Annotated in this window: 19 protein-coding genes, 1 tRNA gene and 2 pseudogenes; 15 read left to right on the top strand and 7 right to left on the bottom strand. The window is 60.3% G+C overall.

The window, feature by feature from the left end; translation table 11 throughout:
* Positions 1–463 precede the first annotated feature (463 nt).
* The 8 genes and pseudogenes from G5C33_RS19535 to G5C33_RS06320 form a co-directional block, all read left to right on the top strand.
* Positions 464–814 (top strand): annotated as a pseudogene (locus G5C33_RS19535) (DUF6973 domain-containing protein); the annotation flags it as partial.
* Positions 811–1,146 carry a hypothetical protein gene (locus tag G5C33_RS06345; RefSeq protein ID WP_165326443.1) on the top strand — a complete coding sequence of 112 codons (336 nt, stop codon included), beginning with the start codon at positions 811–813 and terminating at the stop codon, positions 1,144–1,146. The pseudogene G5C33_RS19535 and the gene G5C33_RS06345, both read left to right, overlap by 4 nt.
* Before the next feature lie 211 nt (positions 1,147–1,357).
* Entirely contained in the window at positions 1,358–1,585 is a 228-nt protein-coding gene (locus G5C33_RS06340; protein WP_165326442.1) for a hypothetical protein, read from the top strand.
* A 6-nt stretch (positions 1,586–1,591) separates the two neighbouring features.
* Complete coding sequence (locus G5C33_RS06335; RefSeq protein WP_165326441.1) at positions 1,592–1,861, top strand: hypothetical protein; 270 nt, start codon at positions 1,592–1,594, stop codon at positions 1,859–1,861.
* 483 nt (positions 1,862–2,344) lie between these two features.
* The gene (locus G5C33_RS06330) at positions 2,345–2,860 is read left to right on the top strand and encodes an antirestriction protein ArdA (protein WP_165326440.1); all 516 of its coding nucleotides are present in this window, start codon (positions 2,345–2,347) and stop codon (positions 2,858–2,860) included.
* A 1-nt stretch (position 2,861) separates the two neighbouring features.
* Positions 2,862–3,152, top strand: coding sequence for a hypothetical protein (locus tag G5C33_RS06325; RefSeq protein WP_165326439.1), 291 nt, complete (start codon positions 2,862–2,864; stop codon positions 3,150–3,152).
* Between the two features lie 88 nt (positions 3,153–3,240).
* A complete protein-coding gene (locus G5C33_RS19420) occupies positions 3,241–3,375 on the top strand; it encodes a hypothetical protein (protein ID WP_266095914.1) in 135 nt (44 codons plus the stop codon).
* A gap of 281 nt (positions 3,376–3,656) precedes the next feature.
* Complete coding sequence (locus G5C33_RS06320) at positions 3,657–5,261, top strand: type IV secretory system conjugative DNA transfer family protein (RefSeq protein ID WP_165326438.1); 1,605 nt, start codon at positions 3,657–3,659, stop codon at positions 5,259–5,261.
* Positions 5,262–5,271: 10 nt separating this feature from the next.
* On the opposite strand, the gene G5C33_RS06315 is transcribed toward G5C33_RS06320, so the two are convergent.
* Positions 5,272–5,766: a hypothetical protein gene (locus G5C33_RS06315; protein ID WP_165326437.1), complete on the bottom strand. Its 495-nt coding sequence runs from the start codon at positions 5,764–5,766 to the stop codon at positions 5,272–5,274.
* 394 nt (positions 5,767–6,160) lie between these two features.
* Here G5C33_RS06315 and G5C33_RS06310 point away from each other — a divergent pair, with 394 nt between their 5' ends.
* Both G5C33_RS06310 and G5C33_RS19530 read left to right on the top strand, forming a co-directional pair.
* Positions 6,161–6,340, top strand: a complete 180-nt coding sequence (locus G5C33_RS06310) for a hypothetical protein (RefSeq protein ID WP_165326436.1) — start codon at positions 6,161–6,163, stop codon at positions 6,338–6,340.
* Between the two features lie 238 nt (positions 6,341–6,578).
* Positions 6,579–7,553, top strand: a pseudogene (locus tag G5C33_RS19530) (recombinase family protein); the annotation flags it as partial.
* A 538-nt stretch (positions 7,554–8,091) separates the two neighbouring features.
* Here the strand turns inward: G5C33_RS19530 and G5C33_RS06300 are convergent.
* Positions 8,092–8,167 (bottom strand) — tRNA-Ala (locus tag G5C33_RS06300).
* Positions 8,168–8,403: 236 nt separating this feature from the next.
* Between G5C33_RS06300 and G5C33_RS06295 the strand changes: the two genes are divergently transcribed.
* Complete coding sequence (locus tag G5C33_RS06295; protein ID WP_165326435.1) at positions 8,404–9,339, top strand: DUF2171 domain-containing protein; 936 nt, start codon at positions 8,404–8,406, stop codon at positions 9,337–9,339.
* A 72-nt stretch (positions 9,340–9,411) separates the two neighbouring features.
* On the opposite strand, the gene G5C33_RS06290 is transcribed toward G5C33_RS06295, so the two are convergent.
* The 4 genes from G5C33_RS06290 to G5C33_RS06275 form a co-directional block, all read right to left on the bottom strand.
* The gene (locus tag G5C33_RS06290) at positions 9,412–10,368 is read right to left on the bottom strand and encodes an alpha/beta fold hydrolase (protein ID WP_228275210.1); all 957 of its coding nucleotides are present in this window, start codon (positions 10,366–10,368) and stop codon (positions 9,412–9,414) included.
* The gene (locus tag G5C33_RS06285) at positions 10,365–10,571 is read right to left on the bottom strand and encodes a helix-turn-helix transcriptional regulator (protein WP_165326434.1); all 207 of its coding nucleotides are present in this window, start codon (positions 10,569–10,571) and stop codon (positions 10,365–10,367) included. The genes G5C33_RS06290 and G5C33_RS06285 overlap by 4 nt, the downstream gene beginning before the upstream one ends.
* A complete protein-coding gene (locus G5C33_RS06280) occupies positions 10,568–10,978 on the bottom strand; it encodes a hypothetical protein (protein ID WP_165326433.1) in 411 nt (136 codons plus the stop codon). Before G5C33_RS06280 ends, G5C33_RS06285 begins: the two co-directional genes overlap by 4 nt.
* 83 nt (positions 10,979–11,061) lie before the next feature.
* Positions 11,062–12,456: a glutamate ligase domain-containing protein gene (locus G5C33_RS06275; RefSeq protein WP_165326432.1), complete on the bottom strand. Its 1,395-nt coding sequence runs from the start codon at positions 12,454–12,456 to the stop codon at positions 11,062–11,064.
* Positions 12,457–12,707: 251 nt separating this feature from the next.
* On the opposite strand from G5C33_RS06275, the gene G5C33_RS06270 reads away from it, so the two are divergent.
* The 3 genes from G5C33_RS06270 to G5C33_RS06260 all read left to right on the top strand — a co-directional run bounded on the left by G5C33_RS06270 (position 12,708) and on the right by G5C33_RS06260 (position 14,719).
* Positions 12,708–13,535 carry an LD-carboxypeptidase gene (locus G5C33_RS06270; RefSeq protein WP_165326431.1) on the top strand — a complete coding sequence of 276 codons (828 nt, stop codon included), beginning with the start codon at positions 12,708–12,710 and terminating at the stop codon, positions 13,533–13,535.
* A gap of 65 nt (positions 13,536–13,600) precedes the next feature.
* The gene (locus tag G5C33_RS06265; protein ID WP_165326430.1) at positions 13,601–13,786 is read left to right on the top strand and encodes a hypothetical protein; all 186 of its coding nucleotides are present in this window, start codon (positions 13,601–13,603) and stop codon (positions 13,784–13,786) included.
* 699 nt (positions 13,787–14,485) lie between these two features.
* Complete coding sequence (locus G5C33_RS06260) at positions 14,486–14,719, top strand: RcnB family protein (protein WP_165326429.1); 234 nt, start codon at positions 14,486–14,488, stop codon at positions 14,717–14,719.
* Between the two features lie 62 nt (positions 14,720–14,781).
* Here G5C33_RS06260 and G5C33_RS06255 read toward each other — a convergent pair whose 3' ends face one another.
* Complete coding sequence (locus G5C33_RS06255; protein WP_228275209.1) at positions 14,782–16,269, bottom strand: MFS transporter; 1,488 nt, start codon at positions 16,267–16,269, stop codon at positions 14,782–14,784.
* A 103-nt stretch (positions 16,270–16,372) separates the two neighbouring features.
* On the opposite strand from G5C33_RS06255, the gene thrS reads away from it, so the two are divergent.
* On the top strand, positions 16,373–18,373 hold the full coding sequence (thrS, locus tag G5C33_RS06250; protein ID WP_165326428.1) for a threonine--tRNA ligase: 2,001 nt from the start codon (positions 16,373–16,375) through the stop codon (positions 18,371–18,373).
* Positions 18,374–18,534 lie beyond the last annotated feature (161 nt).

The following is an 18,534-nucleotide window of genomic DNA, read 5'->3' as shown; positions in this document are numbered from 1 at the left end:
TTCAGGGGGTGAACGTGACATTCGGGCCTCAAGCGCCGGGCGGTAGCGTAACTGTCGGTTCAGGAGGTGTCACAAATCTCGACCCTCAGTGTGTGAGGCGACAATGACAATTGGAAAAGGTCTCTATAGCGTTTCAATATACGCGGCAACTCTATTTTTTATGACGATTATTTTTCCGATGGGGAAAACTGACATATTGTCGATCTCTTGGATTATCCTTTGCATTGCCGCTCTTATTTTTGCCGCTAGTCGCGCTCTTAAGCGCCGCAAATGCGGGCATGGCCCAATCTCGCAAGATGCAAATGGCTTTTACTGGCCGTTCGTGATTGACCCCTGTCCCCATTGTGGTGAGTATACATTCGACGAATGAGCTACGCGAAAATCGCCGCAAAATGTTTGCCCAGCCGTTCCCGCCAGTCGGCCTGTTGGAAGCGTCGGCGAACACGGTGCAGCCGTACGTGATCCTCTAGGCGTGTACCCAGCGCTTGTAGCGCGCGATCAAGCTCGCGCCGCTTCGGCAGCAGCTTATCCAGATGTTGGCACGGATGGCACTGTCAGGGATGCTTTTCGTCATTTTTACTGGATCTCCGCAATGACAAGATTGCTTGGGCCTGATCGGGCATTAGCATTTGGGAATGCTCACGAAGCCAATTATCCGCTAACGAGTCAGCGTGATGTTCGATCTAGGCAAATGGATACGTATAACAACGCTGTCGCAGCTGCGATGACAACAGACCCGCGTTGGAGAGGAGTTCCTACCGCAGATCTGGCATCGATCGCGATCAAGAACGGCTGCTTGGACATTATCGAATGAAGAGCATCACCCTGATCGTCTTGGTCGCTTTTGCGATGCTCATTGGTGCATGCAGGGACTATTACAGTACTTTTGAGGTAATAAACGGCGGGCGTGAGCCGATCACCGATGTTGTAATAAGTGATAGAAAAACGTCTTGGGAGATGGGAGCCGCGGGTCCTGGTGAGATATTGAGTTTTTCAGAGCACTTGCACGGCGAAGGAAGCTTCTTTGTCTCTTGGACCATTGATGGCAAGAGATATAGAGCTAGAGGCTGCTACTACACCGGAGGGTATCCCGCGCGCGGTAAAGTGATTATAGAAGGTAAAGATATAAAATACGGCTGCATGTGAGGCAACTGCTTAGTTGCCGCAAAGTGGGCAGGGATGTAATCAAGCCGCGCGGAGCTTCTTCAATGGTCTTCGTGATTTTGGGAGAGGCCTGGACGACGCCGGGGACCAGACGCTCTTGTTGGCAGGTGGTGTTGCAGCAGCAGGTGCTGTCACTACAAGTACGGGTGTAGGCGCACCTGTGGGATTGCCTGCCGAAGGTCTAGCTGGAGGCTTGGCTCTTACAGCGCTCCTTGCCAAAGGGCTTGGAGGCGGTTTTGAGTTGATAGGTGAAGTTGGAGCCTCGATCGAAACCGGTGTAGGTCGCCGCGAAGCAGGAACTCTAATTGCACGCGGCGTTATCGGGGTGGTGCCATTCGCTGATGACGTTGTTGGTGCGTTGGCTGGTGAAGCTGCTGAAGCGATGCTGCCTCAGACGAACATCCCGAGAGTTTGCGAATAACCCGCTATGGAATTTGCTGTTACCCTTCTTGGTGTTGGCTCAATTTTGATTGCCGTGATTCAGAGCCTCAGACTTGTATTGAAATCTGATTCTTATCGGCGGCGATCGCTGAATCTGACTCTAGGAGTCACAGCCTTCTTTTTGCCCATAGCCATCTCGTTGATATTGTTGTCTGCGGGTGTTGATGAAGGTGGTGTCAACTTCTTGGTCGCGTTTTCAGGAATCGGCGGCCTCGTCACACTCTATTTTTTTGGGAAGGCTGCACTTCATACCTAGCGGTGGACAGGGGAACGCAGACACCATCTTATACCCGTCGTTGACCGGTCCGGCTGGACTTGATCTGCTGCCCGTCTCCTGACCCTCCGATCATAACTGGAATTTTCCAGCTCAAACAGGTCCAGAATTCGGGCAGCGGGCCAGTCCTCTTGGGCTTACCCAGATTCTTTGTCTAACAGCAGAGTCTATGCGATTGCTCAGACTAATAGGCAGCGTGCAAATAAACTGATTACACTTGAATTTTGCGGGCATCCGGGCGTGCTCTACGGCTTCGCCGCTGAGCCGCGTCTCAGCCCATGCGGGTGACGATCACTGATGCGGGCTTAGGGCTTCGCCCTCAGCGCACTTCACCAAAAATAGACGGTCTCCCGAGGCTCGCCGCAAGCGGCTGCGCCCGCCGCCGATTTCTGCCTCCGTTTGCACACCCATCCTCGCCGGAAGGCAGGGGTTCATGAGCAACCCCATTCCCAAGAGGATTTGAAAATGGAGAAAGAACACGAGATCAGAATCTATGTGGCGTGCCTCGCCGCCTACAATAACGGCATTTTACACGGACGCTGGATTGATGCCGAGCAGGACGCATGGGCGATCTATGACGAGGTGGCCGCGATGCTGCGGGCTTCACCGATCGCCGATGCCGAAGAATGGGCCATCCATGATTACGAGGGCTTTGAAGGCTATCAGCTCTCCGAATATGAAGGCTTGGAAGACGTGTCCGCGATTGCCGCGTTCATCAGCCAGCACGGCAAGCTGGCAGGTGAACTGCTTTCCTATTTCGGCGATCTGGACGAAGCCCGCAGCGCGATCGAGGACCGATACGCGGGTGAGTATGAATCCGTTTCCGATTTTGCGCGGGGACTGACCGAGGAAACGCAGGACATCCCCGACAGCCTCAGCTTCTATATCGACTACGATCGTATGGGCCGCGATCTCGAAATCTCCGACGTGCTGGCGCTCGAAACGGGCTTCGGTCACGTCCATGTGTTCTGGAGCCACTGATATGGCAAAGGAAACGCACCGCTTCACATGGCAGGGTATCGAGATCGAAGTGACCTATACGCCCCTCAAATGGGACATGATCGACCACCTCGAAATCCGCAGCATCAACCCCGAACGCGCACCGCTGCCGATCACCATGACGGGCTATTGCTCCCACTATGAGCAACCGGGGATCATCGAGACATTCGGCGCGGATGTTGTCGAACAGGTGATCGCGTGGCTCGACGCGGAAGCCGCAAAGCCGGAATGGAAAGCGCATCTGGAGCGCAGCCGCCAATATAGCCTGTTCTGAGCCTATCCCCCCAGCCGCACGCCTCCGGCCCTCTATCCAGCGGAATCAGAAATCGGGCCACCCGCCCGACCCGCTGGAAAGGAGCGTCATGACCATCATTCCCATGGGAGAAGGCGCGGCTTCCGCAATGTGCACCGCGCCCCGCCGGAACGGCCCCGACTGGCCCGTCATCGTTTGGTTGGCGTTCGTTGCGGGCACGCTGTTCGGGATTCTTTTCTTCTAACCCCCCAAGCCACCGCGCCCGCCGCGATATTCGAACAACGTCGCAATGAGGCGGCATAAAGAAAGGAAGCCAACTATGGCGAAACAGCAAATCTGGGAGCCGAAGCGTGCCAACGTCGAATACGGCCCGAGGCAAGAAGGCAATGGCCTCGCGATCGTCGGCGTTATCGTCGTCGCTCTCATCCTACTCGGTCAGTGTGCAGGATAAGCGACGACCACCAACACGCTTTCAGGGCGGGGAGCAATCCCCGCCCTTTTTCTTTGCCGTGAAAGGACCACGCCATGAGTGATTTTGGAGACGAGCGCTTCGGCAGCGCCAGATGGGCGGAGGACGAGGAAATCGCCCGCGCCGGATTGTTCGGCAAAACGGGCTTCCCAATCGGATATAGCGGCAACCGCCTGATGCGGCTCGATTCCGACTCGCCTGGTCTGATCGTTGCGGGCGCAGGGGCCGGAAAATCCCGCGATGTCCTCATGGAAGCGATTATCCGCTGCGTAGGACAGCGGCTCTGGGTTCTCGACCCGCGCGGCGAGCTTGCCGCCGTCACCATCCACAACTTCGCGGCGCACGGGGCCTACGCTTATTGCTGGAATCCGGTGAAGCTCCACGCCCATATTCTCCCCAGCCACCGCCTCAACCCGCTCGACATATTGAACGAAGCCGACCCGCGTTTTCACGCCGATTGCGGCTTCATCGCCGCCGCTCTCATTCCGCTTTCCGGCAGCAGCAACGGCCACTATTTCGAGCTGCGCGCGCGCCAATGGCTCGAACTGCTGATCAAATCGCTCGTCGAACAGCACGGCAAGGCCAGCTTCCCGATGCTCCGCGACGTGCTGAACGCGATCGAGGGCGATGCGCTGTTCTGGGATGCGCAGCTCCGCGCGATGGAAGATTCGAAGCACCACGACATTCGCGCCGGAGCCGCCGAGATTTGGCACAAACAAAAGGACGTGCCGAAGGAGTTCGGCGCAATCCTCGGCACCATCAAAGGCCAGCTCGGTTTCCTCAACGACCCCACATTGATGGACTCGCTGGACGAGCCGGACTTCTCGCTCGCCGATCTGGTCAACCCGCATCAGGTGGCGAGCCTGTTCGTCAACGTGCCGATGGAATATGTCTCGATCTGGTCGTCGCTGTTGCGCGTGCTGTTCACGGTCAGCCGCCTTTACAAGGGCCGCGCGCCCGATGCGCCGCGCCTGACCATGATCGTCGACGAGGCCGGACAAATGGGCCGCTTTGAATCCCTGCTCTCGGCGTTCACCTTCGGACGCGGTGAAGGCGTGCGCACCTTCGCGGTGTTTCAGGACGTAGGCCAGATCATCCGCAACTTCGGTGCCGCGACCTTGCAGAGCTTTATCGGCTCGGCGCAGCTCCGCATGTTTTTCGGTGTGCGCGACTATCAGACCGCGCAGCTCGTCTCGAACATGCTCGGCAACCAGAGTTTGCGCTATGACGACCCGCTAAAACAGGAAGGCGCACGCCGCCAGCAGCAACAGGCGCTGAGCCGCTTCCTGTTCGAGGGCGATGCAAGCGCGGCGTTCGACTACGCCCATTATCGCAAGGCATCGAAGCATGAGAGCATGATGCAGCGGGCGCTCATGACACCCGACGAGATATTGGCGATGCCCGAAGACCGGATGATCGAATTTATCTCCGGCCTCGACCTGCCGCCCATTTATGCGACCAAGAGGCCGCATTTCGAGCAGCGCGATCTCAACGGCAAATGGCTACCGAACCCATTCCATCCGCCCGCCGATCGCGTGAAGCTGCCGGGGCTGATCGGCAGCAAATGGGTGCGCGTAATGGCCAAGGACGTGCCCGCGCATCTTGCGCACTTCCCGCAGCACCAGAGCGGACGCTTGCACCATGTGGACGGGTATGCGTAGACGCGAGCGCCTACCAGCCCTTCTGGAGGTTCAGTGCAGCCAATTTTCTGTGCACCTCACGCATCACCTGCATTGCAGGGCTATTATGTATTTCCCGCATAGCCCGCATGGCCTTCATTTCAGGGCTATTATAGACTTTGCGGAGAGCTCGCATTTCTGGGCTTTCCTGAAATGCGAGTGCGGCCCTGACTGCGGGGGAATTGTACAGCGCCTCCACATCACCCAAAACATCGGTCATGCTGACCGGGCTGCTACTCCTGTGCTCGACTACGCTCGCAGCGCGGCGGTCTTTGGCTTCTGCAAGCAGCGCTGCCTTCCGTTGGCGCCATTTCGATTGCCAGCGGCGGATCGTTGACTCGTTTGCGTTCCGGTTGAACCGCCGCATCGCTGTGGTCGGCTTCAAATTTGGTTCAGTGAGCATGAGGTCGGCAATCGCAGCCAGTGCCTCGCTATCATCCTTCTCGCTTCCCTTGGGCCGCCCTCGGCGCTTGATATCGTCAGTCATTTCAGCCTCCTTCAATGCAGTCAGCATGTCATGGGAGCGCGACGTTTCAAGCGAGAAGAAAGAGCAGATCAAAAAAATAAGCGAGAAAAATTCTCATCGTGCTGCCAAGGAGCGAGATTAATTGTCAGCCACCATCGTCGATAAATGCGGCACGATGAATCACTGTTTTTCGGAATATATTCCTAGACTTTTTGTTCTAAATATGTTCCATTGCTTCTAAACGCGCTACCAGTGCATCCAGATCGATAGAGCCTCGCCGGAAACGGCGGGGCTTTTGCGTATCTAAGCCCCCAGCGGGGACGCAGCGGGCGCGTATTCCAACAACAACGACAAACCCGAGGGGACGCAGGCCGAACCACAGCCTTGCCGTCTCGCAACCGACAGAGCCATGAACATGCAACACGATCTTTCAGCCTATCTGCATCACCTTGACGGCATGGACGCGAGCGTTGAGCAGAAGCTGGACCTGATCGCCGTTCTCTATCGCATCGCCGAGGCGGCGATCGATATCGCGCTTGGTACCGACCCGACCCAGGCCTGCCTTGTGGATAAGTCGAATAAACGATTCCGGTAGCTATCTGGCTGGGATAAAATTGTAACCACAAATCACATGGAACACATATGACATTGAAGTTTGAGGAATATCGAGAATTCTACGACAATCTCGACATGAGCGAAGAAGATTCTCGCACTCACTTTGATACGTTCGTGACCATTATGTCCCATATAGCTCGCCAAGCCTTCGAAGGCAGCTTGAATGAGGACTTTCCGCTCACCGGATTGGAGGATGAACCAAATATAAGGACTAGCCCATGACAGAAACAACAGAACAGAATGCCGTCATTTATGCGAGAGTCTCCTCGACCAAGCAGAAGACGCAGGGTCATGGGCTGGACAGCCAAGAGAGCCGCTGCCGCGACTATGCCGCGTACAAGGGCATGCGCGTCGTTGGCGTCTACAAGGACGATATCAGCGGCGCGGCCTCGAAGCGTCCAGCCATGGAACGGATGCTCACCTATTTACGCGAGCATCGCGCCGAACCGCATGCCGTAATCATCGACGATATCAGCAGACTCGCCCGCGATATGACGGCGCATCTTCAACTCCGCGCAGAAATCGCGGAAGCGGGCGGCATCCTCGCCTCCCCCTCTATCGAGTTCGGCGCGGACAGCGACAGCCAGCTCGTCGAACACCTTCTCGCCAGCGTCTCCCAGCACCACCGCCAGAAGAATGCCGAACAGGTAAAGAACCGCATGCGTGCCCGCACGCTGGCAGGCTATTGGTGTTTTCAGGCCCCGGTCGGCTATCGCTACGAAAAGGTGGCGGGCCACGGCAAGATGCTGGTGCCCGACGAACCGTTCGCCACCATGATTACCGAGGCTTTTGAAGGCTACGCAGCAGGGCGGTTCCAGACCCAGACAGAAGTCTATCGCTTCCTTACAGGCCAGCCCGAATGGGCGAATGGGCCCTCGCATCGGCTGACCCATCGCCACATCCGCAAACTGCTCCAGCGCTCGATCTATGCCGGATATATCGAGGTCGCCGAGTGGGACATTGCGCTTCTCGAAGGCAAGCACCAGCCGCTTATCAGCTTTGCGACATGGAAGCGGGCGCAGGAGCGGATGAAGGAAACCGCCAAGGCTCCTGCCAAGAAGAACATCAACCGTGATTTCCCGCTGCGGAACTTCGTGGTGTGCGGGTCCTGCGGCGAGCCGCTTTACGGCTGCTGGTCGAAGGGACGCACCAAGCATTACCCCTATTACCTTTGCGTGCAGAAGGGATGCGCCGACTATGGCAAGTCCATTCGCCGCGCCGATCTCGAAGGAGAATTCGTCGCACTGTTGCGCGCCTTGCGGCCATCGCATGCGCTGTTCGCCATCATGCGCGATTTGCTCCGCGACCTATGGGACAAACGGAACGCGGTTCAACGCGCTCAGGCCGACGCCGCTGAAAACGAAATCCGCAAAATCGAAAAGACGGTCGACCAGTTTTTCGACCGTATCGCTCAGGCCGATGATGCGCGGCTGATCGACGCATATGAAAAGCGCATTCGTGAGCTTGAGGAGCGCAAACTGCTTCTACGCGAAAATCCGCGCACAAGCCGTCCTGCGCAAATCCAGTATCTCGCGAGTTTTAGAACCGCGATGGAATTCCTCGCAAACCCCTATAAACTCTGGGAAACCGGGAGGCTGGAATACCGCCGGATGGTACTCAAGCTCGCCTTTACCGAACGACTGGCATACCTGCGCGGCGAAGGCTTTAGAACCGCCGCAACCTCGCTTCCTTTCACGCTTTTACACGGATTGGAAGGAGGCGGGGGGAAAATGGTGGAGCCGAGGGGAGTCGAACCCCTGACCTCTGCAGTGCGATTGCAGCGCTCTCCCAACTGAGCTACGGCCCCGTCCATGATCCGGCCGAAGCCGGAAGGCGCTCCCCTTAGCTGCGTCGCGAGCGCGATGCAACTGCTGCGCACGCGGCAAACGCAACTTGTTTCGTTTCCGCAGCGATAGATCGCACTAAGTAGCGGTAAATAGATCGGAAATTTCGGAACAATCCTCCAGCCCATCCTTTGATTCGGTACATCGAGCGCGCGGCCGCAGCGCCGGCGCGCACATCATAACGACGAAGGAGGACATCATGGACGACCGCTATTATCCGCAAGGACGAGAGCCCGGCTATGGCCCGCGTCGTTCGGCTGACGATTTCACGCGCGATTATGGATCGGGGCGTGCCTACACGCATTCGAGCGCGCGCGATTATGAAGCGGCGGGATATGATGACCGCTTGCCCCGCCGCGTTGCCCGCGACCCGGACGCATATGAGCATCGCCGCCCCGATGACGGCCGTTTCTACGGCATGGGCAGCGAATATGGGCATCACGGCGATGACTATGATCGCCGCCCCCGGCCCCGGATTTCGCGAGCGGGAAGGCCGCGGTATCGCGGCGAACGCTATGGCGAACGCGGCCTGAGCCGCCCCGACGACTATGACTATGAGGATCGCGGCTTCATGGCGCGCGCCGGTGACGAATTGCGTCGCTGGTTCGGCGACGAAGAAGCCGAACGCCGCCGCCATATGGACGAGCGCGCCGACGAACGCTGGGCCGATCCGTATAACGAAGACGGGCATTACCGCCGCTGGCGCCGTGAACGCATGGCCGAACTGGATCGCGATTATGAAGAATATAGGCGCGAGAATGCCGATCGCTTCCATCGCGAATTCAGTGCCTTTCGCGACGATCGCAAGGGCCAGCGCGACAGCCTCGACCGCGTCGAGGAGCATATGGAAGTGACCGGCTCCGACGGCAGCCATGTCGGCAAGGTCGACAAGGTTCGCGGCGATCGCATCCTGCTTACCAAAAGTGACAAGGATGCCGGCGGGCATCACCATTCGATCCCGTCCCGCTGGATCGATACGGTCGATGCGAAAAACGCCAAGGTGCAACTGCGCAAGACCGCCGAGGAAGCGCAGGACCACTGGCGCGACGAGGAACGGAACATGGCGATGTTCCGCGACAGCGACGAAGCCGAAAGCGCCAAGGCGCTCAATCGCAGCTTTTCGAGCACCTACTGATCGTAAACGCCCGCACAAACGGAAAGGGGCCCGGATATCCTCCGGGCCCCTTTTTCATGCGCATTTCCCTTGTCAGTCGAGAAACGCCGTCAACGTTTCCGCAAAGATCTCGGGCTGATCGAGCATGATGAAATGCCCACTGTCACCGACCGGCACGAAATCGACCTGCGGCGCATCGGCATAGGCGCCTTGGTAGACGGCATCGGCGCGTTCCTGCGGCAGCATGGCCGAAAAGGGATAGAGCAGCGTGATCGGCGTCGTGATCCCCGCCATCGCCGGGCGCATGTCAGTGGTCATGTCATCATACATCGCCTGCGCCGAAACCCGTGCATCGGCCGCCTTCACCCATTCGGCCACCCGGGCCCGCGATTCGGGTTTGAGCGCGTTGCTGGCCGCAATCTGCTGCGCCATCGCGTCGGGATAGGGCTTGCCGTGCAGGCTCGCCATCTGATCGCGCATCGCGGCGGCTTGCGGCTCGACCATTTCCACTGTGGCATCGGGCGCGAACAGCGTGCCGATAAAGGGCAGCGCGTCGACCACCATCAGCTTGCCGACATCTCCGGGATGCGCCTTGGCGAGCATCAGCCCGGCGAGCCCGCCCATCGAATGGCCGACCACCGCCGCGCCGCTGATTCCTCGATCCGCCATGAAGCCGTGCAGATCGGAAACCAGCCCATCGAGCACGCCGGGCTCCAGATTGCCGCGTGGATCGCCGCCGGCAAATCCGTTGACCTGGACCAGATAGACGCTGTGGGTCTTCGCCAGTTCAGGCGCCACGCTGTCCCACACCGCGCGCGGCGAGGACAGTCCGGGGATCAGGAACACCGCCGGCCCCTGCCCCATCTTCACGATCGAGATATGATCCATCTGGGTTTCGGCATAATCAAGCGAGGCTGCGATCGGCGCCGAAACGACCGGAGCGATAACCGGCTCGGCGCGCAGCGCCTTGGCGCCAAGCAGTGTGAGGACCGCCAGCGAAATACTGATGGTGAGTTTGGTACGGTTGGTCTGGCATGTGCGGAACATCATGCATTCTCCTTGGACGGATTGGTGAAAATCGCTTCGATCGGAAGATCGAAAACATCGGAAATCCTGAAGGCGAGCGGCAGCGAGGGATCGTATCGTCCGGTCTCGATCGCATTCACGCTCTGGCGCGATACTTCGAGCAGTTCGGCGAGATGCTGCTGGCTCCACTTGCGCTCGGCACGGAGCACGCGGAGGCGGTTGTTCATGCGTTACCGCCCGCGCGGCTGTCGCGCCAGGTCAGCCAGCACTGAGCGAATCCCCAGGACATGCACCAGATCGGAAAGGCCCAGAACACGTCGACATTCCCGATCACCTTTCCATACTGCAGAAATCCGAGCACGGTAGCGATGGAGAGGACGACGCCGGTGCCGAACATCATCGCCGAAACGATACGCTGACGAACGAACTCGTCGGTTTCCTCGATCAGGTAGAAGCCCATCACCACGAGGCAGGCGATTACCGGCAGCGCCGGCAGCACCGACAGGATGACCAGCGGAAGGCCGGTGGGTTCATATTGATTGATCGCAGTCACCGACGCGAACAGCACCGCGACATAGGCGACCATCGTCAGGAAGAAGCGCCGCTGATAGCGCTTGGCTGCCCGAGTACGCATTGGAAAGCTCCCTTGTTCAAATGACAAGTGAGCTTTACGCCGATTCGCATCGACGTGTCAACTTAGCTTTCCACTTTGCTACGTCAGCTTGTCAAATCGTCGAGCATCCTTGCCGCGAGCTGGCTCAGCGTATCGTCGCGCGCGCCCATGATGACGATGCGATCGCCAGGCTGCGCCTGCGCGACGATGTGCGCGGCGGCGGCTTCGCGTTCGGGGATGTGCACGGCGTTGGCGCCGGTCGCAGCGATATCCGCGATGATGTCGGCGCTGGTCACTTCGCGCGCGACGGTTCCGCCGTGATAGACCGGGTCGGGCAGGACGAGCAGATCGTCCTTGGCGAGCTTGCTCGCGAACATCGCGACCAGTTCGCGGCGCATCACCTTGAGCGGCCCGAAGCCGTGCGGCTGAAACATCACCAGCAATCTGCCGGGAAAGGCGTGCAGCGTGTCGAGCGTCGCGGCGATCTTGTCCGGGTTGTGCCCGAAATCGTCGATCACGGCGACGCCGTTCGCCTCGCCGACGAAATCGAAGCGGCGGCGCAGGCCGGTAAAGCCTTCGATCGCCTTCGCCGCTTCGGCCGGATCGACGCCCGCCGCCATCGCCGCGCCGATCGCGGCAAGCGCATTGGCGACATTGTGCCGCCCGGGCACTGCAAGCTTCACCGCCAGCCGCTCGCCGCGCACGACCAGATCGAAACCGATGCCGAACGCCTCGGGCACCAGATTTTCGGCAGTGATATCCGCGGGCGCTTCCACTGCGAAGGAAATCGCCTTGCCCACCGGCAGCGTCGCCGCCAGCGCGGCGCTTTCGGCGTCGCCGATATTGACGACAGCGCGCGCCGCCTTGTTGGCGAAATCGCCGAACAAAGTGCGCAATTCCTCGAGCGTCTTGTGGTCGAGGCTGACATTGTTGAGCACTGCGATGCGGGGCCAGTAGAGCGCGATCGAGCCGTCGCTTTCGTCGACTTCGCTGATGAACGCATCGCCCTGCCCCACCAGCGCGCTGGCGAAGGGTTTGTCGGGCGAGACGAAATTCTTCATCACCGCGCCGTTCATCACCGTCGGATCGCGGCCGAGCGCGGAGAATATCCAGCCGATCATGCCGGTAACGGTCGATTTGCCGCTGGTCCCGGCGACGCCGATCGGCATCGGCGCGGCGTTGAACAGCTCGCTGAGCAGTTCCGCCCGGCTCTTGCGCGCGGCACCGACCCGGTTCGCCGAAACCATGTCGGGCACCGTATCCTCCACCGCCGCCGAAGCGACGACGATCTGATCGGCCGACGTGATCCCGCTGCCGTCCTGCGCATGGAGCGCCACGCCGCGATCGCGCAGGAACCCGAATTTGGCGGGCAGCGCGCCCTTGTCCAGGCTGCGGTCCGATCCGGCGACGCTCGCGCCCTGCCCGGCAAGGATCATCGCCAGCGGCATCATGCCCGAACCACCGATGCCGACGAAGAAATAGGGTTTGCTGTGCTCCATGCCATCGGGCTATCCGGGCTGGCGGCGGGGGGCAAGCGGTGGTTGCGCGTCCCTTCTGCCAATCACAATCGAATTGCTCTCCGGCAAGTGTTCTCGACACGCTCGAACTGAGCGGGATATCCCTATCCGTCCCGTTTGCTTCGAGCAGCTTCGAGCCTGTCGAGAAGCGTCCGTCGAGAAGGCCCGATGCAAGGGCTTGCCAACCAGCCCCGGGTTCTCGACAAGCTCGAACCCAACGGAAGGGGAAATTGATGCGCATTGCCGTCGTCGCACCGGGACGTCCGATCAGCGAGACCGTCGCGACGCGCGTCTCGGCATTCGTGGCGCTGACCTATCCCGAGCACGACATCGTCTTTCACCCGCAATGCTACCTATCCGAAGGCCATTTCGCCGGATCGGACGACGCGCGCGCCGCCGCATTTGTGGAAGTCGCCAATGATCCGGCGTTCGACGCAGTGTGGTTCGCACGCGGCGGATACGGATCGAACCGCATCCTGACGCGAGTCATGCCGCTTCTCGGTCCCGCCGCCAGGGACAAGGCGTATCTCGGCTTTTCGGACATGGGTTTCCTGCTCGGCGCGCTCTATGCCGCCGGGGTCGGCCGCCCGATCCACGCCGCGATGCCGGTGACACTGGGCAACAACGACGCTGGGGAGAGCCTCGGCTGGGCGCTGGCATGGCTGATCGACGGCGATCGCCGGGCGCTCGAACCCAGCCTCAACGGTGAGGGCAAGGGGCGCCCCGCCGCCGCATTCAATCTCGCCATCCTCAATGCACTGATCGGCACGCCGTACCTCCCCGACCTAACCGATCACGTCCTGATGATCGAGGAAGTTTCCGAGCCGCTCTACCGCATCGACCGGATGCTGTTCACTGTGGCGCATGCGACGCAGCTCAAGGGCGTTGCCGGCATCCGCCTAGGCCACATGACCCATATCCAGGAAAACGACCCGCCCTTCGCCGAAAACCCCGAAGAGATCGTGCGCCGCTGGTGCGACGAAATGGACGTACCGTTCCTCGGCCGCGCGGAGATCGGCCATATCGTGATGAACCACGTCGTCCCGTTCGGGGTGACCTAGGCGCGTTACACTTCGTTACGCGAATGCAGCACTAGGCTAACCTGCGCTTCCTGTGCCGGCGCGTTTTGCCGGTCTGCAATGGGAACGCAATCCGTGAAGCGATTAGCATTGACGGCCGCGGTTGCAGTGGCGGCCTCGCCATTCCCGCAGCCAACGCCCAGCGCACCGTCACCGGCACCGGCACCGGCCCCAATGGCGGCACCACCAGCCGCAGCGTCACCGTCGATCGCTGGCCGCCACCGCCGGCCTAGGGATTCGAAAACGGGATGCGACCTTCAGTTCGTGGCAGATATGTTGAATTTATCCAACGCTAACAACAATACGGAGATATGACACTCGATCGCGGTTACATACTACCTAGGCGTTGTCGTGTTTGGAAATCCCCCGTGGTATTATGAGCAAAGTTTCAAGGAATGAACATGCCTAGACGAGCGATAGTATTTTTCTCTTTGGCAATCTGGCTGATTGGAATGATTTTTCTGCTAACTAGCATTGACCGATTTGGATATCGCTTCATTAATCCGGTGTATATATTTATCTATCCTAAATTTGATTTCGGCTTATTCGCGATATCCGCATCAATACTCTTTGTTTGGATTTTCATTGCGTACCCTTTGCTATTACTGCTCTTCTTGTGTTGCAAGAGCGATGGATGATAGTCAATTAACCGCAAAGCAACCGATCTAGCAGAGCAATATGTAGGAGCTATCGTATCTACTTCTACATGAAACTAAAATTACTTTTCCTTTATCACTGAGTTATATTATGGAGGTTTACTTCCTGGAGATTTGCCTCCGGGAGTCGGTGATGAAATTATGGTTCTAACAATGCCAGAAAAGATGTGGGCCACCATTATAGGTCCTACGTACAAATTTCTGACGGCCGCTGTAATCTTTCGGATTACGAACGCAGGTACCTAATATAACGGGCCGCGCGCGGGATATTATTACGTGCCCGGCTATGGCTATTACGCCCTGCCGCGCGCCTATGTCCGCCGTCGCTGGATCGTAGGCGGCACTGTGCCACCCGGGCTGCGCCACTATGTCGTCGTGACGCCCGGCGTCTATGGCCTGCCCCCGGCGCCTCCGGGGCTGCAATGGGTCTATGTCGGCAATCGCGTCGCGCTGATCCGCACGAACAACGGACTGATCGTCCAGCTCGGTCCCGTCTTCTGGCAGGGTTGACCCGGACCCGCCAGACGTGGCTTCCGGCCACCTCCGGTTCTCGGCCGGAAGCCGCGCTCTCCTTATTCCCACGACAGCGGCTTCGCCACTTCCTCGAGCGGCTTGCGTTCGCTCGACAGGCCGATGAACGCGGCCAGCAGCGCCGCCGCCGCCATCAGTCCCGCGCCGAGCAAGTATCCGAGCAGCACCTGATCGCGCGATCCGCTCTCGATCAATATCCCGAACAGCCAGGGCGCGGCGACACCGCCCAGCCCCGTTCCCGCCGCATAGAAGATCGCGATCGCCAGCGCGCGCACTTCGAGCGGAAAGCTCTCCGCCACCGTCAGATAAGCCGCCGAAGCCGCCGCAGAGGCGAAGAAGAACGTCACGCTCCAGCAGATCGTCTGCGTCGTCGCGTCGAGCATCTCGGCGCGGAAGGCGAGCCCGGTGAGCGTCAGCAGCACTGCCGAGGCGCCATAGGTGAAGACGATCATCTGCCGCCGCCCGATCGTGTCGAACTGCCGCCCGAGCAGCAGCGGCCCGAGCACGTTCCCGGCGGCGAAGGGCAGAATATACCAGCCGACGTCCGCAGTGGGCACGCCGTAGAAATCGGTCAGCATCATCGCATAGGTGAAGAAGATCGCATTGTAGAAGAATGCCTGCGCGATCATCAGCGACAGGCCATAGACGGTGCGCTTGGGATAGGTGCGAAGCAGCGCCGTGAACACTTCGCCCAAAGGCGTCGCACGGCGCGGCTGCACCCGCGCTTCCATCGGCGGAACCGGCGGCAGGTCATGCCCCGCCGCCACGACGCGTGCCTCGATTTCGTCCACCACCGCTTCGGCTTCCTCCTGCCGCCCGTGGATCGCCAGCCAGCGCGGGCTTTCGGGGATGAAGCGGCGCAGGAACAGGATTACCGCGCCGATGATCGCGCCGCCGAAAAAGGCGAGCCGCCAGCCATGATCGGGCGCGAACAGGTTCGGATCGAGCAACAGGATCGAAACGCCGCTGGCCATCGCCGCGCCGACCCAGAAGCTGCCGTTGATCACCAGATCGGTCCAGCCGCGCCGCCGCGCGGGGATGAGCTCCTGAATCGCCGAATTGATCGCGCTGTACTCGCCGCCGATCCCCGCGCCGGTGAGGAAGCGCATCAGCGCGAAGCTCGGCAGGTCCCAGGTGAAGGCCGTCCCCGCCGTCGCGAGCAGATAGAGGCCGAGCGTGATCGAGAAGAGCCGCTTGCGTCCCCAGCGATCGGTGAGCCAGCCGAAGAACAGCGCACCGAGAACGGCCCCGGCAAGATACATCGAATTGGCGAACCCGACATCGGCCGCGCTGAATGCCAGCACCGGGCTGTCACGCAACGCGCCGGCCACCGATCCGGCGACGGTGACTTCGAGCCCGTCGAGGATCCAGGTGATGCCGAGCGCGCCGACGACCAGCCAGTGAAAGCGACTCCACGGCAGCCGGTCGAGCCGGGCGGGAAGGTTCGATTGCGGGCTGGCGGCGGGATCGGCGATCGGTTCCTCCTTCGGCTTGTGGGAGACGCTAAGGGGTTGGGGGATTCGGGGCAAATCGTACCGGCACCCTCGCCCTCACCTCCACGCTTGCCTATATCGCCCCCGCGCGGGCATAAGCCGCGCTCTTTCATTCCAGCCATAGAGAAGGCCCAATCCCGTGTCCGAGATGTTCCGCATAACGCTGCCCGACGGTTCCGTCCGCGAGGTAGCCCCGGGGACTACCCCGGCGGACATTGCCGCCGCGATCGGACCGGGACTCGCCAAGGCCGCTATGGCGGCGAAAGTCGATGGCGAAGTGCGCGACATCATGCGCCCGCTGGAAGGCGACGCGCAGCTCGCGCTGATCACTGCCAGGGACGAAGCCGAGGCGCTCGAACTCGTCCGCCACGATTATGCCCATGTCCTCGCCGAAGCGGTGCAGGCGCTGTGGCCGGGCACGCAGATCACCTTCGGTCCGGCGACCGATGACGGATTCTATTATGACGTGAAGGCGCCCGAGAGCCGCGCGCCCTTCTCGATGGACGACCTGCCCGCCATCGAGGAGAAGATGCGCGAGATCATCAAGGCCGACAAACCGCTGATCCGCCAGGTGTGGAGCCGCGAGGACCTGATCGCCAAATGGGAAAAGGACGGCGAGACGTTCAAGGCCGAATGGGCGAAGGAACTGCCCGAGGGCGAGGACCTGACCGTTTACTGGTCGGGTGAGGACTGGCTCGACATGTGCCGCGGCCCGCACCTGGCTTCGACCGGCAAGCTCGATCCGCAGGCGTTCAAGCTGATGCGCGTCGCCGGTGCCTATTGGCGCGGCGACCAGAACAACGCGCAGCTGACGCGCATCTACGGCACCGGCTGGCTCAACAAGAAACAGCTCAATGAACATCTGACGCGGCTCGAGGAAGCCGCCAAGCGCGACCATCGCAAGCTCGCGGTCGAGATGGACCTGTTCCACTTGCAGGCCGAAGCGCATGGCAGCGTATTCTGGCACCCCAAGGGCTATGTCATCTGGCGCGAGCTGGAGGATTATATGCGCCGCGCGGTCGACGGCGCGGGCTATCGCGAAGTGAAGACACCACAGGTGATGGACGCGCGCCAATGGGAGCAGAGCGGCCATTGGGGCAAATATCGCGAGAATATGTTCGTCATTCCCGACGAAGTGCCGAACGTGGAGGACGAGGGTCCGCTGGTTTCGGACGCCGCCGAGTGGATGGCATTGAAGCCGATGAACTGCCCGGCGCACGTCCTGATCTTCCGCCAGGGGATCAAGAGCTATCGCGACCTGCCGCTGCGCATCTATGAAAATGGCTGCTGCCACCGCAATGAGCCGCACGGCGCGCTGCACGGGCTAATGCGCGTGCGCCAGTTCACGCAGGACGACGCACATATCTTCTGCACCGAGGATCAGATCGTCGACGAGGTGCAGGCATTCTGCAAGCTCGCCGATCGCATCTATAACGACTTCGGCTTCCGCTATGCGATCAAGCTGGCGCTGCGCCCCGAAAAGCGTTTCGGTTCGGACGCCGACTGGGACAAGGCCGAGGCCGAGCTGCGCCGCGCCGTCGAAGTCGCTGGGCTGGCGACCGAGGAATATGGCTGGGAGGAGTTGCCCGGCGAAGGCGCCTTCTATGCGCCCAAGCTCGAATGGCATCTGACCGACGCGATCGGGCGGACGTGGCAGGTCGGCACGATCCAGTCGGACCGCGTGCTGCCCGAGCGGCTCGACGCCAGCTATGTCGGCGAAGATGGCGAGCGCCACCGTCCAGTGATGCTCCACCGCGCGATCTTCGGCAGCTATGAGCGGTTCATCGGCATATTGATCGAGCATTTCGCCGGCAAGCTGCCGTGCTGGCTCGCGCCGGTGCAGGCGGTGGTCGCGACGATCGTGTCGGACGCCGACGACTATGCCAATCAGGTCGCCGAACAGCTCAAGACTGCCGGCATCCGTGTCGAAACTGATCTGCGCAACGAAAAGATCAACTACAAGGTGCGCGAACATTCGCTGGCGAAGGTTCCGCACCTGCTGGTGATCGGCAAGCGCGAGGCGGACGAAGGCACCGTAGCCGTCCGCACGCTGGGGTCGCAGGGTCAGAAGATGCTGAGCCTTGACGAAGCGGTCGCGATGCTGCGCGAGGAGGCGACGCCGCCTGATCTGCGCGACTAATCGGTTTCCATGCTTGCAAGCAGGCTACTGGATGCCGATATCGAGACGTGAAGTGCGGCAAACGCGCCGCACCGCGCGTCTTTTTCGACACAATGTGGCGCTGACGGCTACCGATCGGCGCCGTAATGCGTTATTCTGACGATCCCGTATTATTGTTTTGA

It is taken from the genome of Sphingosinithalassobacter tenebrarum, from assembly GCF_011057975.1.
In the GTDB taxonomy this organism is placed as follows: domain Bacteria; phylum Pseudomonadota; class Alphaproteobacteria; order Sphingomonadales; family Sphingomonadaceae; genus Sphingomonas; species Sphingomonas tenebrarum.
This window is presented reverse-complemented; position numbering and strand designations above follow the sequence as displayed.